Here is a 14563-nt window from a genome sequence, read left to right as displayed (position 1 = left end):
CGTTACACGCCGGTTGTGAGATGGATGGTGAAACGGGCACCGCCATCATTACATGCTTCGATCGAACCGTTCATTTTTTCCAGAAGACGGGCGGAAAGCGGCAGCCCGAGGCCCATGCCGTCCGTCTTGGTTGTAAAGAACGGATCGAATATGCGGCCAAGCGAGGGGTGGTCGATGCCGGGGCCATTGTCGGCAACGATGATCAGCACCTCATCTCCATGGCGCCGGGTATCGACTGTTATCGTCGGGTTCTGCCTATCTGCAACCGCATCGGCAGCGTTGCGGACCAGATTATGAAGAACCTGCTGAAACGAGATCACATCGATGCAGCAGGTTCCGACGTCGCCGGACTGCGTCACGACGAGGGTGATGCCGCGATGTGCCAAATCGGCTTCGGCGAGCCGCAGCGCGTCGGTGACTGCCTCGGTGAGGGATACGTCCTCGATCCGGGCCGGCTCGCCGGAAACGTAGGCGCGCATGCGGGCAAGGATATCTCCGGCACGTTTGGCGTCGCGGATGTTCGCATCGATCGCAGTTTCGAGGATGTCGGGGCGATCGATCGCCAATGCACGTTTTGCCGCTTGGCTCTGGCTGAGCATGGCGGCAATCGGCTGAGCAAGTTCATGGGCGATACCCGACGCCATTTCCCCCATTGCGTTCACGCGACCGGCCTGGGCAAGCTTCGCCTCCTGTTCAAACAACATGGCGCGTCGCTCCTGAGACTGGCGTTCCCGGCTGGCATGGCGATACCGCATGATCAGCCATGTGATCACCGCCAATGCTGCCAGCAGGGCCAAGGCCAGGTGCGGGGGAGAGAGTTCATTCAGTCTGAAACCGCGGCTGACCGTCAGATGCAGGAGCTGGCTGTGATTGCTCGTGTCCAGCGCATTGGACGCTGTGAGCAATGCACCGGCGCCGCGGGATGTCTCAAACAGCACCGTGCCGTTCAGCGAAAGGGTGGCCGAATATTCTGGAGCTTCGTTGCCCATATCCAGCAAGGCGTCCGTATCGATACGCAGGCGCAGCAGCCGCTTGGGGGCAACCAGCTTGAAAATCTCGTAAGAGTGCGGTGTGGCAGCAGAACGGGCTGACGTATTGCCGAACTTTTCGAGGCCGGTCAGATCCAAATTCGGCTGCAGGTCAGTGATCTCGGGGCCTTGAGGTCTTCCGTAAGATATCGCCCGCACAGTTCCATTGCCGATAGTGATGGTTGTTATGTCGGTAATTCGGGGATAGCGGGTAATGATGTTTTCGGCCAAGCCCTGGATACTGTTCGATGGCTCGTCTGCTGACATGCGAACAACGGCCCCAAGCCCGGACAGGTGGGCGTCGTGCTGGGCCAGCCTTTCGGCAAGAAGCATCTCCATGCTCCTTGTTCGCTCCGACAGAGCGGAAAGACCGGACGCGTATTGATATGCGGCCAGAAGGCCGATGGCGGCAAGACTCATCAACAACCACATTGCTAAGGCACGAATAGGAAATACGCCCGCCTGTTTCAGCTGTCTCAAGACCATGGATGTTATGGTTCGCTTTCCCGCCAATGACCGAAGGCCAAGCAATAGCCTTTTCGCGCGGAACGACAATCCGTAAACCTACCGTCCTTGAGGTAGTAACCGCCGAAGGCGGCGGCCGCCGGCGGCCCTGGACGTTTTGAAGTGAGATTGGCTAGCGCCCCGTGCCTCGCCCGTCGCGAGCGAGACAATCTGCAGTCGCTGAGGCTCTCACCTTCGGTCAGCAGTTGAAGCCTTTATTCAGGGCGTAGGTTCGTATCCAATCAAGATCTTAAGGAGCTCGTGGCAGTTCCAACAGCGAGATACTCCTCGAACTTCGCGGCTCAGTTGAAGCCGTTCCGTCGTGAGATGGCAAGCCGGAAGGAACTAGACGTTGCCCTGCCGGCTCTTGACCGCCTCTCCGAGGTACTTGCATGATAGCACCGTGGCCACGCCCTACTTTAGAAGCGGTAGGTGACGCCGGCACCAATCAGCCAGGGGTCGATCTTGGCCTTGCCCGAAAGCTGCCCGAGCGCGTCGTGATCGGCCGACCATTCCGTTTCAAGGAAGATCTTCTTGACGTCGAAGTTCAGGCCCCAGTGCCTGTCAAGCATGTAATCAAAGCCGGCCTGTAGGGCCCAGCCGAAGTGGTTCTTGACGTCCAGATTGCTGAACCCGTCCTTTTCCGACTGGTTGAAGAACAGCGAATAGTTCACGCCGGCGCCGATATACGGCTTGAAGGCGCCGAGATCGGTGAAGTGGTATTGCAGGGTGAACGTCGGCGGCAGAAGCCAGGACTTGCCCACCGGAACGCCGACCGCGCCGTCCTCATTGATGTTGGCGTAGGTGGTGCCAAGGATAAGTTCGGCGGCGATGTTGTCGGTGAAGAAATAGCTGATGTCGAGTTCCGGCACGACCGTGTCCGAATAGGACAGATCCGAACCAGGAACGCCGTCAACCGAGCCGTTGTCCTCGGTGATCACGCCGAGTGCGCGGATACGGACCTGCCATCGGCTGGATTGCTGGATTTGTTCTTCCGCCACAGGGACGGGAGAGATGGCCGTCGGGTCCGCGGCCGCCGCTCCGTAGGCGAAGAACATTGCGCCGATGCCGAGGGCAACACGCGGTTGGAGCCTGCATTGGGTAATCATGGAGCCTGTTCCTTCGAGTCGTGTGAATGTTTCGTCGCGACATCTAGACGGTCCGGACCGAAGACGGGTTGATCCAAATCAACAGCAGCGTTTTCCTTCCATCAGACGTCTCGCAGGGTGGAGGAATTGGTTTGCACACGGACCCACTGGACGTTGCGCGACCTTTGGTCTGGTTGTGATTTGCCCGAGCAACGGCTAAACGTGGTGGCTGAAAGGCCGTGATCGTGAACCAGCAGCTTCAGCCGACAACGAAGATCGAGTACCGCAAGCCACGCAGCGCCTGCGAAAAGTGCAGCGTCCGCAGCCTCGCGATCTGTGCCGCCCTGGACGACGACGAGGTCGCCGAACTCGAGCGGATCATGACCTCCCGGTCGCTCGGGCCCGAAGAAATGCTGGTGAGCGAAGGGGACCCGCTGAACCGCGTGTTCAGTCTGACTTCCGGCATGCTGAGGCTGTCGGTGGCGCTGCCCGACGGGCGCCGTCAGATCACCGGCTTCCTTCTGCCCGGCGATTATCTCGGGCTTGCGGATGAAGACACCCATTCCTCCACCGCCGAAGCGATCGGTCCGGTGGAACTCTGTTCGTTTTCAGCGCGCGAAATAGCGATGCTTATCGAGCGCTTCCCGAAGCTAAAGGACCGTTTGCACCGCTTCACCCGGGCAGCGTTGCGCCAGGCGCGCGACAACCAGATGATCCTCGGGCGGCTGGCGCCGGTGGAAAAGCTTGCAAGCTTCCTGCTCGGCCTGTCGGCGCGCGCCGAAGAACACAAGCTTCCCGGCAATCCGCTGTTGCTTGCCATGTCGCGCACCGATATAGCGGATTATCTCGGTTTGACGATCGAGACGGTCAGCCGCTCCTTCACCAAGCTGCGCAACAACGGCTTGATCCGGCTACCGGATCCACATCTGGTGGAATTGGTCAACAAGAGCGGGCTCCAGGCCATCGCCGGCCAGGGCGCATACTAGATCATCCGCCGCTGGGAACGGCGAACAGGCGGCCGTTGCGCATCTCGTACGTCCTGTCGACGGTGTCGGCCGGCGGTTCGGCATGGGTGATCAGGAGCACGGTCCGCCCCGCCATCGCATGCTTCAGGTCGGTCCAGAAGGCTCCTGCCGTATCACGGTCGAGACCGCTGGTAGGCTCGTCTAGGATCAGGATCGGCGCCTTCGACAGGAGCGTGCGGGCCAGGCAAAGTCGCCGCGCCTGGCCGACCGACAGCGTGCGGCCCGCTTCGCCGACCTGCATGTCGAGACCTGCCGGTGAAGAGCGAATAAGATCTGCCAGGCACGCGGTCTCGAGTGCCGCCCAGCAGGCCTGGTCATCGGCATCCGCGCGGCCGATAATCAGGTTCTCCCGTACGCTCCCGATGAACACGGGCGCGTCCTGTTCCAGAAGCGCGATTCGCTCCCGCAGGTCCGTCATCGCCAGCTCCCGGATATCGACACCGCCCATGTGGATGGTGCCCGACAGGGGATCGGCCAGACGCAGCAGGAGGGCGGCAAGCGTCGACTTGCCGCTGCCGCTACGCCCCTTGATCGCAACCCGTTCGCCCGGGTGCAGTGTCATGTCGACGGCGTGAAATACGGGTCGGTCACAGTAACCGAAGACGACCCTGTCCAGCTTGATCATTGCCGACGGGGCGGGGGCAGTTGGCTCGACAGTCTCAAGAACGGCAGCGGGTGCCTGCGCCATCTCCTGCAGCCGCTCAGCCGCGGCCATGGCCGTTGTCAGTTTGGCCACCAGGCGCACCACTTGGGCGGTGGCTTCGAAGCTGCCGATAACGGCAAACAGCAGGCCAACCGCCATCGCTGCGCCGAGCGTGCCGGCTTCGAAGGCCTGCAGTCCGCTTACTAGCGTGGCCAGCAGAGCAAGGCCGGCGCACGCGGAGATGGCGGCCGAGGCCAGCGACGACATCCTCGCCAGATACAGGCGTTCGCGGGCCAGGTCATCTGCGATGCACGCGGCTTCGACACGCACCCGCATGGCCGCTCCAAAAGTTGCGATTTCATCCTGGCCTTCGATAATGTCCAGCGTCGCGATGCGCAGCGCCGTCATGTGGCGGACGATGGCCTTGCCCCGTTCTCGCGTGGCGGTGCACAACAGGAACGGCACCACAATCCCGGCGCAGGCGAACAGCACCGCGTAAGGCAGGGCTGCCGCGGGCAGGAGCAGGGCCAGCGCGCTTGTGGTCGCGGCACTGGCCAAGAGGCCAGTCAGTAGGGGGCCGCCGGCGACGATATAAACGGAATCCAGCGCTTCCACGTCGGCGGTCAGGCGCGATATGATATCGCCGCGGCGCAGATGCGGCGCGCGGATCTGTTCCGGCTTCAAGCGGGTGAAGACCCAGATGCGGATATCGGCAAGAACCTTAAGCGTCGCGTCATGCCCGGTGACCCTTTCGCCGTAGCGGAAGGCGATGCGCAGGAAGGACAGGAGGCGCACCGCAGCGGACGGGCCGAACAGGTTGAAGCTCATCGCCGCAGCGGTGAGAAAGGCTGCCGTCAGGAACCAGCCGGAAAGCCCCAAGAGGGCGATGCCGCAGATTAGGGTCAGGAGGGACAGCGTCAGGGTAACGGCAAACCCACCAGCATGGCGGCCGAATAGGGGGCGGAAGGAAAGAAGCGATTTCATGCGGCGTGCTCCCGTTGGGCGGAGGCAGGGGAAGGGTTTGCGACAAGCTTGGCGTCGGCGAAAAGCACCACCTGATCCATGCGGCGTGCCACGGCGGGCGAATGGGTTGCCACGAGAAGCGTCTTACCCGTTGCGAAGGCGAGGATGTTGTTGAGCACGTCCTGTTCCGTTCGCGGATCGAGATGGGCGGTCGGTTCATCAAGAAGAAGGATAGGAGAGTCGATCAAGAACATCCTCGCAAGGGCCACGCGCTGCGCTTCTCCGCCGGAAAGGCCGACGCCACCATCATGGATCATCGTGTCGAGACCATCCGGCAAGGTGACCGCAAAGCTGCTGACGCAGGCCGATTGCGCAGCGGCGATGACCTCTTCCTCCGTAGCCGAAGGGCGCGCGAAGCGGATGTTGGCAGCGATCGTACCATGGAAGAGGTAAGGCTTTTGGCCAATGAGCGTGACGAGACCGGGAAGTTCGTCGTCGTCGATTTCAGCCAAGGAACGACCAGCGAGGCGGATAGAACCGGTCGCTTGGATCATTCCCGCCAAAGCCTTCAACAGCGTCGACTTGCCGATACCGCTGCTTCCGACGAGCGCTGTGCGCGAACCCGGCGTAAGTGCGAGGCTGGCATCAAGGAGCAGCGCCGTCCCGCTCCCAGGAGCGTGCAGCGTGAGGGCTTCGGCAGACACGACCGGTAGTGTCCCATGCCAGTGCGGTGTCGACTGTGCTTCAGGCTGGACCTGTTGCTCCGCTGCGGTTTCTTCCGTCGCGCCGAACATCCGGTCGATCTCTCCCACCGCGGCCATGGCGTTCGCCCGGTCGTGATAATGGGCGGCAAGAAGCCGCAATGGCTGGTAGACTTCCGGCGCGATCAGAAGGCACAGCAGGCCGGCGTTCAGGGTCAAGGGCTCGGCGCGCAGGCTGAGCATGTCGAGATAGGTGAGGCCCACATAGAGCGCGACACCGGCGACACCGAGGGCGGCAAAGAATTCCAGCACGGCCGACGACAGGAATGCGATGCGCAGGACGCGCTGGGTGCGCTGGCGCAGTTCTTCCGTTGCGCGACGCATCGCCTGCTCTTCCGCCTCCATGCGCCCGAACAATTTCAGCGTCTTGAGGCCGCGCAGCCTGTCCCCGAAATAAGCCGACAGCCGCGACAAGGCGCCGGCTTGCGCATTGCCGGCGGCTTCCGCACCCCAGCCGACCAGCGCCATGAACAGCGGGATCATCGGGGCCGTCAGCAGGAACAGCAGTCCCACCACGATATCGACAGGCATCACCGCGACTGCCAGCGCAAGCGGCAAGATCATTGCCTGCACCATGGCCGGCAGGAAGCGCGCGAAATAGCCGTCCAGCGCTTCCACCTGTTCTACGAGCGTCGCGGCGAGCGAGCCTGACGAACGGGAGCGGACCCACTCCCCCTTGCGCTCAAGAAGACGGCCGATCAACTCGTCGCGCAGCCGCGCCTTGATGGCTTCCGATGCGGCGGAAGACAGACGCTCGCTCCAGGTCGAAAGGCTGATCCGGGCCAGCAGGATCATCGCCAACCATCCGAGCGAGGACCACAGTTCAACCAGCGGAACCCCGTCGGCGATGGCACGCCCGAGCACGTCCGACAGCACCATGACCTGCGCAATCAGCAGCAGTCCCGAGATCACCGGCAGGGTAATTGCGGCGATCAGGCGCTTGCCGCCATAGCGGGACAGCCTCGACAGAATGGCCCGCGCCAGCTTTTGGCCCGTGGGAGTTTTTCCACTTGTTGATCCTCGCATGACTGTTCCCGCGCCCAACCCTGTTCTCTTCAGTTGCAATGCAATGCCTGCTCAATCCCGGCATTGATCCAAATCAAGGCGGGAGCCTCTGGCGTGGCGTAGGCCGCAGCAAGACCGGCATTGGCGCCGGCAAATCCTGAGCAAGGGCGGGTTACCCCTATGATCGACCTAACGGTTGTCGACCTGTCGCGACTGCAGTTCGCGGCAACGGCGATGTATCACTTCCTTTTCGTTCCCCTCACGCTGGGCCTTTCGTTTCTGATGGCCATAATGGAAAGCGTGTATGTCATGACCGGCCGCGAAATCTGGCGGCGCATGACGCTGTTCTGGGGCACGCTGTTCGGCATCAACTTCGCCATGGGTGTCGCCACTGGCATCGTGATGGAATTCCAGTTCGGCATGAACTGGAGCTATTACAGCCATTATGTCGGCGACATCTTCGGTGCGCCGCTGGCCATCGAAGGCCTGATGGCCTTCTTCCTCGAAGCCACCTTCATCGGCATCTTCTTTTTCGGCTGGGACCGCTTGTCCAAGGTCGGGCACCTCGTCGTGACCTGGCTGGTGGCCTTCGGCGCCAACTTCTCGGCCTTGTGGATCCTGATCGCCAACGGCTGGATGCAGAACCCGGTCGGCTCGACCTTCAATCCCGACACGATGCGCATGGAAATCACCGACTTCACTTCGGTGATCTTCAACCCGGTGGCGCAGGCCAAGTTCGTTCACACGGTCAGTGCCGGTTACGTCACGGGCGCCATGTTCATCATGTCGATCAGCGCCTGGTTCCTGCTGCGCGGTCGCCATCTGGAACTGGCCAAACGCTCCATGGCGGTTGCCGCCAGTTTCGGTCTTGCTTCGGCGCTTTCCGTCGTGGTTCTGGGTGACGAGAGCGGTTATGTCGCGACCGAACACCAGAAGATGAAGATCGCTGCCATGGAAGGTATGTGGGAAACCGAACAGGCCCCCGCTGGTCTCAACATCTTCGCCATTCCGGGTGTGCGTCAGAACACCTACGAGGTGAAGGTTCCTTATGTGATGGGCCTCATCACCACGCGCAGCCTCAACACGGAAGTGCCCGGCATCCTGCCACTGGTGGAGCTTGCCGAAAGCCGCATCCGCAACGGCATGACGGCTTACGCGGCACTCGACCGCATCCGTGTCGATGCGAGCGACGCCGCCGCGCGCGAGACCCTGGCCAATACCTGGCACGATCTCGGCTATGGGCTTCTCTTGAAGCGCTATGTCGAGGACGTACCGAGCGCCACCGAACAGCAGATCGAACACGCGGCCTGGGATACCGTGCCGAACGTGCCGGTGCTGTTCTGGAGCTTCCGCTTCATGGTCGCGATCGGCATCTACCTGATCGCCTTCTTCGCGGTGGCCTTCGTTCTGGCCTCCAAGCACAAGCTCGGCGACAGCCGTACGCTTCTGTGGATCGCTCTGTGGAGCCTGCCGCTTCCGTGGATCGCCATCGAGCTCGGCTGGCTGGTTGCCGAATACGGCCGTCAGCCCTGGGTGGTGGAAGGCGTGCTGCCGACCTTCTACGCGGCCTCGGGTCTGACGCTGACCGATCTTTCGATCAGCCTCGGCTTCTTCCTCACCGTATATACCGTCCTGGCGATCATCATGGTGATCCTGATGCTCAAGGTCATCAAGGCCGGCCCGAGCGGAAAGAACGTTCTGATCGACGGCATCGGCGGATCGAGCCGCATTCCCGATGGCGCCACAGCCGCTCCCGACCGCTGATCGCTTCTCACTGGAAACAATCCTATGACAAACATTCCTTTGGACTATGAAACCCTGAGGCTCATCTGGTGGCTGCTGCTCGGCGTGCTGCTGATCGGCTTCGCGATCGCCGACGGCTACGATTTGGGCGTCGGGGCGCTGCTGCCCTTCGCCGCCAAGACGGACGAGGAACGCCGCGTGATGATCAACCTCATCGGCCCGACATGGGAAGGAAACCAGGTCTGGCTGGTGCTCGGCGGCGGTGCGATCTTCGCTGCCTGGCCGGCGCTCTATGCCGCCTCGTTTTCGGGCTTCTACCTGGCAATGATCACCATCCTCCTGGCGCTGATCCTGAGGCCCGTGGGCTTCAAGTTCCGCGGCAAGATCAGGGATCCGCGCTGGCGCAGCATGTGGGATTGGGGCCTTTTCATCGGCGGCTTCGTTCCGGCGCTGATTTTCGGTGTGGCTGTGGGCAATGTCCTGCTCGGCGTGCCTTTCCGGCTCGACCAGACCATGCGCGCTTACTACGACGGCAACTTCTTCGGCCTTCTGCGTCCGTTCCCGCTGGTTGCGGGCCTGATCAGCGTGTCGATGCTGGTCAGCCATGGTGGCGTAGTTGCCGCCATGCGCTGTGCCGAACCGGTCGCCGAACGGGCGCGCCGCTATGCCATGCTGGCGGCGCTCGCCACTACCGTCCTTTTTGCAGTCGCGGGTCTCTGGGTCGCCTTCGGCCTCGACGGCTACGTCGTCACCAGCGTGCAGCAGACCGCCGGTCCGTCGAACCCACTCACCAAGACCGTGGTGACGGAAGGCGGGGCCTGGCTGCATAACTTCCGCGCTTATCCATGGATGACCATCGCACCGGCGCTTGGCGTTGTCGGTCCGCTGCTTGCGGCTTTGGCGCTCGCCGCCCGCCGCTACTGGGCCGCGCTTGCCGGCTCGAGCCTGGCGATCTTCGGCATCATCTCGACTGCCGGCCTGTCGCTGTTTCCGTTCCTCCTGCCGTCGTCGATCAACCCGGAAGCCAGCCTCACGGTCTGGGATGCCTCATCAAGCCACCTCACGCTGTTCATCATGCTGCTGGCGACCGTGTTCTTCCTGCCGCTCATCCTTGCCTACACTGCCTGGGTGTATCGGGTGATGCGCGGGCCGGTGAACGCGACCTCGATCGGCCGCAATCCCAACGCTTATTGAAGGAGTTCAACATGTGGTACTTTGCCTGGGTGCTGGGGATCGGGCTTGCCTGTGCGTTCGCCATCTTCAACGCGATGTGGTTCGAGATGAAGGAGGATCGTCGGCTGTCGGCACTTCCCGACGTCCCGAACGTTCAAGCGGGACGGGCTTTGGGAGACGAGGCAGCATGACCGCGATCTCCCTTGGACAGCGTTTCGCGGAAATCACCGTTCCGCGATACACGTCCTACCCGACCGCGGCCGATTTCACGGACAAGGTCGGAGCAAAGGAGCAAGCCACCTGGCTTGCTCAACTCGATCCGGCGGAACCGATCTCCGTCTACCTGCACGTCCCTTATTGCCGCCAGCTCTGCCATTACTGCGGCTGCCATGCCAAGGCGGTGCGCAAGGATGGGCCGGTGGAGGAATACCGGCAGGCGCTGGAAGCCGAGATCGCCTTGGTTGCCGCCCGGCTTCCGGGCCGCATGACGGTCGGCCGCATCGCCTGGGGTGGCGGCACGCCATCCATTCTCGGCGAACACGGTCTGAAGTCGGTTGTCGAGGTTCTAAAGGATCATTTCGATTTCGCTACCGACTTCGAGCATTCCATCGAACTCGACCCGCGCATGCTGGATGCTTCGCTGGCCCGGGCTCTTGCCCGGCTCGGCGTCAACCGCGCAAGCCTCGGCGTCCAGGATCTCCATCCGATGGTGCAGCAGGCGATCGGCCGCGTCCAGCCGGAACAGCAGGTGGCGCAGGCGGTTTATGATCTTCGCGAGGCTGGGATCTCCCGCATCAACTTCGACCTGATCTACGGTCTGCCGAACCAGACCGAGGAAGGACTGCTCGCCACCTGTCGCTCGGTAGCTGCACTTTCGCCCGATCGCATCGCCTTCTACGGTTACGCGCATCTTCCGACCCGGCGCGCCAACCAGCGACTGATCGACGAAAGCCTGCTTCCGGACTCCCACGCGCGGATGCGGCTCGCCGAAACGATTGCGACTTTCTTCCCCGGGGAGGGCTACGAACCGATCGGTATAGATCATTTCGCGAAGCCTAACGATCCGCTGGCCGTAGCGGGCCGCAGCGGCGGGCTGCATCGCAATTTCCAGGGCTATACCGATGACGGGTATCGCACTCTGTTGGGGTTCGGCTGTTCCTCCATCTCGCGCCTGCCGAGCGGCTACGTTCAGTCGGTGTCCGGGATCGAGGCTTACAAGGAACTAACCATGGCTGGACAACTTCCGGCCCTGCGCGGTCATGAGATGGCCGAGGACGATGATGAGCGTGGCTGGATAATTGAGAGGCTCATGTGTGACTTCGAGGTGAATATCGAAAGTCAATCTCGGAAGTACGTGGATGAGATCGCCCTTCTCCGGCCTTTGGTTCAAGAAGGGCTGGTTGCCGTTTCTGGTAGCCATATCCGCTTGAGCAACCGGGGACGGCCATTTGTACGGTTGGTCGCAGCAACCTTCGACAGCTACCGGCAAGATGACGTAGGCATCTTCAGTCCCTCCGTCTGACAGTGCCTTCGTTCCTGCAGCTCAAATGAGCGGCAGCAGGTTGGTCGATAGTCGAGGAGCGTCGAGCGCGGGGGGAGGGGGACTACGGGTGCGGATCGTTGACGACAATCTCGACTGACGATCTGCCGGGCATTGTTATGCACTGACTCTGGCGTCGGCTTCGCAGTAGCAAAGAAACGCCTTCCTCCCGAAAGACCAAATTGAAGGTCTACCTTGAGACCCGACTCTGGAGAAAGACTATGGATCGTGGTTAATGGCGCTCAGGTCGTGCTCGCAGATGACCACGGAGGAATAATCCTCTATCTCCTGTTCGGGCTTCCGAAATAAGGTGTCGGCGGTTCAAACCCAATCGAGAGCGTCAAATTTGAACTGCTCCGAAGCCCTTTGAACTTGCGGGCATAACTGATTGGCAAGTGAACGAAGCCCTGAGAACCAGCCGCCCCAACAAGGCTATGACTCAGTCCACGGCTTGCGCAGCTCGAACCGCAAAGACCCTGCTAGTCGCTGGCGCCTATTTGCCCCGACGTTTGCGACGCAGGCCCGTAAAAGCATTGATCCCACATGATCGTATGGCACCGCTATAAACAGCGGATTAATGGTCTGCCTTCCACTACTTATCTGCCTGTCGGGTAGGGGCGAGGTCCCCCTTGTAGATGGCCTACAGCGGCGCTGTCGCGTTTTCGGCCAGCATTGCTCGATAGAGCGAATGCCCATGCCGTTGATTATCGTTGAGACATCTTAGTCGCGATGGACAACAGCACCGGTGAGCGGAATTCAACGGTATCGTCGACGATATGGTCATCGATGATTGCTAGAATGGCATCGTCCACTTTACGACGATCCGCTTCATTCAAGGCCGCGTAGGGCGCCATATAGACGTGAAGGTCCTGCATCGCATCAAGGTACGAGCGCCCACCATATCCTTTCCAAATAGTCTCGAATTCAACGACCTTTATATCCGTAAAGCCGGCCGCTTGCATTTCCATGACGGTCCGTACCGGATCAGAGAATGTCAGGAAGCCTTCTGAAGCGGGAGGGGGCGGGCTATCGGGAAAGACTGTCCGCAACGCCTTCGCCATAACCATGAACGGCCCTCCGCCAGGTGGCGTCTTCCAGCTTGCGATGCATGCTTTGCCGCCGGGGCGCAGAACCCGGCTCATTTCCCTGAGACCCTTTTTCCAGTCGTGAAAAAGGCTGATCCCTAGGATGGAGAACGTCAAGTCGAATGAATTGTCCGGCAGGCAAAGATCTTCGCCGTTCATGACGCGTGCTGACGCTAACGGGAACGGTGCGAGACGATCTGATAATAGATTGACCATGCCGGGAGCGATATCGACCGCAAGGACGGTTGCACCGCCATAAGCTGCGGGAATGCTGAGGGCACCTGCACCGGCACCTATGTCGAGAATTCGGGAGTGGAATGGGATCGGCTGCATCAATCGAAGAGCTTCGACCGCTATCGGAGCAGTCACCCGAGTGCCGGTCAGCTCGTAAACCCGCGCGAATTCGTCGCTGGTGTAGTCGATGGCTGGCGTACTTGCGCGCCGCTTCGGTGTATTTGATGTCTCGGGGATGATCGACATGATGCATTTAAACCTTACGTCCTGTATCTGATGACGGCAGTCTTAAGGCTTGTGCGGTTTTGGTATTGTACGTCCTTGCAGCGGCTCGATCGTTTCCGGCGTCGGTTGGAAAGTCTAGGCGGCTAGCTGAGTGGGCGTGGCGCCATATACGCGCTTGATCCATTTTGTCATATGGCTTTGGTCACTGAAGCCCGTGGCCGCAGATATCTCAGCCAGCGACACCTTGCGTGCCCGGATCATCGCTCGTGCCATCTCCAGCCTGCGGCGTACGATATATCTGTAGGGACTTATCCCCACGGTTGACCGGAAAAGGCGTGCGAATTGGAAACGCCCGCAGCCGGCGATTGCCGCAAGGCTATCCAAATCCAGCGTTTCATCCAGGTTTTCGCGAATGAAGCTATCCAGACGATTGGTAATATTTAACGCCAGCTGATCACGATTAGGAGGAGGGCGTCGGTCCAGGTGTTGCCGCACCAGATGCGCCAGAAGTGCATCCGTCGCCGCGTTCCAGAACAGCATACCGTTCGGATGACTGGCCGCAGCTTCCGCTTTCAGCACATGAGCAACGTGCGCAATGAAACCGTCTCTTCCATTGAACTGCTCGATCAGACCAGCGTTGTAGCCGAGCAGATCGTTTGTCGCGAGCGCCAGGCATTCCGGCGAAATCCGCAGAACAATTCCGGACATCGAGCCGCTGAAAGCGGTAGCGTGTCGCGCCTGCGCGGGGCACAGGCAAAGCGATCCCGGTGTAATATGATGTCGAAGATGTTTTCCGTCGATCATATGTTCAACCGGTGTCGGCAGCGAGCAACCGATACCAATCATATGATGCGTTGCCACAGCGCTAGTGAACGTGCCCTTTTTGAAACTCACTAGGGCGACAGCAACGCCGTAATGCGACGTTGGGCCGGACTCGCTGAGGACCTCGATGTTTTCACTTCCCTGCAGAACAGCAGGCTTTCGGACCGCAGTCCGCACGGTTGAAGCGGTGACTTCGTGCCGTACGACGGTTCCGTCGGATGGTTTTCTTTTACTCCCATTCACGGATCTATCTCTTTGGGCTTGCGGCGAGAATGCCGCGCTTTCCATTTCTGTAGTCAATACAATCCTGATAAGCCGCTGACGATCTCGCACTTCGTTTCCCGACGGTCGCTTTTGGTCAGCGTGAGCCCGACCTGGTGGGTTACGCGTCTCAAGATCGCTTGAGCCGTATTCTCCCATTCATATGCGGCATATCTTCACTGTCGAGCTATTCAGTATCGCCTTTATTCATCCCGCATCCGGTGTCCAGTATAACGAATAAATGGGTCGCAAAATCCAGCTCGACGGCTAACTGTCTGTCCATTCCCCTAAAAAACGGAAGGGGAATGTCGAACTGCATCTCTGCCGTCGATGACAATACAGTACTAGATATTTGTCTCGAACGGGCTAACTCAACCAAGTCCTCTGAATCCTCTTCACTGGTGACGAAAACGCAGATTGGTGCGTGACCGATCTTTTGCTTTTTGTGCATTTTGATTAGCTC

11 protein-coding genes are annotated in these 14563 nt (G+C 60.5%); 5 read left to right on the top strand and 6 right to left on the bottom strand.

The annotated features are described in order from the left end of the window. Nucleotides 1-2: 2 nt before the first annotated feature. Nucleotides 3-1583, bottom strand: a complete 1581-nt coding sequence (locus tag ACQKKX_RS15250) for a sensor histidine kinase (RefSeq protein ID WP_427571744.1) — start codon at nucleotides 1581-1583, stop codon at nucleotides 3-5. Nucleotides 1584-1951: 368 nt separating this feature from the next. Beyond that, nucleotides 1952-2641 (bottom strand): OmpW/AlkL family protein, encoded by a 690-nt coding sequence (locus ACQKKX_RS15245; protein WP_427571743.1) that lies wholly within the window; start codon nucleotides 2639-2641, stop codon nucleotides 1952-1954. A gap of 224 nt (nucleotides 2642-2865) precedes the next feature. Here ACQKKX_RS15245 and ACQKKX_RS15240 point away from each other — a divergent pair, with 224 nt between their 5' ends. Then, nucleotides 2866-3606, top strand: coding sequence for a Crp/Fnr family transcriptional regulator (locus tag ACQKKX_RS15240; protein ID WP_427571742.1), 741 nt, complete (start codon nucleotides 2866-2868; stop codon nucleotides 3604-3606). Between the two features lies 1 nt (nucleotide 3607). Here the strand turns inward: ACQKKX_RS15240 and cydC are convergent, their stop codons facing one another. Together cydC and cydD are read right to left on the bottom strand one after the other, a co-directional pair. Beyond that, nucleotides 3608-5272: a thiol reductant ABC exporter subunit CydC gene (cydC, locus tag ACQKKX_RS15235; RefSeq protein WP_427571741.1), complete on the bottom strand. Its 1665-nt coding sequence runs from the start codon at nucleotides 5270-5272 to the stop codon at nucleotides 3608-3610. Beyond that, nucleotides 5269-7038: a thiol reductant ABC exporter subunit CydD gene (gene cydD, locus ACQKKX_RS15230; protein ID WP_427571740.1), complete on the bottom strand. Its 1770-nt coding sequence runs from the start codon at nucleotides 7036-7038 to the stop codon at nucleotides 5269-5271. The genes cydC and cydD overlap by 4 nt, the downstream gene beginning before the upstream one ends. Before the next feature lie 159 nt (nucleotides 7039-7197). Here cydD and ACQKKX_RS15225 point away from each other — a divergent pair, with 159 nt between their 5' ends. The 4 genes from ACQKKX_RS15225 to hemN are packed head-to-tail and all read left to right on the top strand — an operon-like array spanning nucleotide 7198 to nucleotide 11455. Continuing rightward, nucleotides 7198-8781 (top strand): cytochrome ubiquinol oxidase subunit I, encoded by a 1584-nt coding sequence (locus ACQKKX_RS15225; protein ID WP_427571739.1) that lies wholly within the window; start codon nucleotides 7198-7200, stop codon nucleotides 8779-8781. A 24-nt stretch (nucleotides 8782-8805) separates the two neighbouring features. Then, nucleotides 8806-9954, top strand: a complete 1149-nt coding sequence (gene cydB, locus ACQKKX_RS15220) for a cytochrome d ubiquinol oxidase subunit II (RefSeq protein WP_427571738.1) — start codon at nucleotides 8806-8808, stop codon at nucleotides 9952-9954. A gap of 11 nt (nucleotides 9955-9965) precedes the next feature. Next, nucleotides 9966-10124, top strand: a complete 159-nt coding sequence (gene cydX / locus ACQKKX_RS15215; RefSeq protein ID WP_427571737.1) for a cytochrome bd-I oxidase subunit CydX — start codon at nucleotides 9966-9968, stop codon at nucleotides 10122-10124. Further along, a complete protein-coding gene (gene hemN / locus ACQKKX_RS15210; protein WP_427571735.1) occupies nucleotides 10121-11455 on the top strand; it encodes an oxygen-independent coproporphyrinogen III oxidase in 1335 nt (444 codons plus the stop codon). The genes cydX and hemN overlap by 4 nt, the downstream gene beginning before the upstream one ends. Before the next feature lie 722 nt (nucleotides 11456-12177). Here the strand turns inward: hemN and ACQKKX_RS15205 are convergent. Both ACQKKX_RS15205 and ACQKKX_RS15200 read right to left on the bottom strand, forming a co-directional pair. Beyond that, on the bottom strand, nucleotides 12178-13038 hold the full coding sequence (locus ACQKKX_RS15205) for a class I SAM-dependent methyltransferase (RefSeq protein WP_427571733.1): 861 nt from the start codon (nucleotides 13036-13038) through the stop codon (nucleotides 12178-12180). A 114-nt stretch (nucleotides 13039-13152) separates the two neighbouring features. Further along, nucleotides 13153-14082, bottom strand: coding sequence for a helix-turn-helix domain-containing protein (locus ACQKKX_RS15200; RefSeq protein WP_427571732.1), 930 nt, complete (start codon nucleotides 14080-14082; stop codon nucleotides 13153-13155). Nucleotides 14083-14563: the final 481 nt, after the last annotated feature.

Origin of the sequence: Neorhizobium sp. NPDC001467, from assembly GCF_050275975.1 — a bacterium.
Taxonomy (GTDB): domain Bacteria; phylum Pseudomonadota; class Alphaproteobacteria; order Rhizobiales; family Rhizobiaceae; genus Neorhizobium.
Note: the sequence above shows the minus strand (reverse complement) of the source record. Positions and strands in the feature narration are given on the sequence as shown.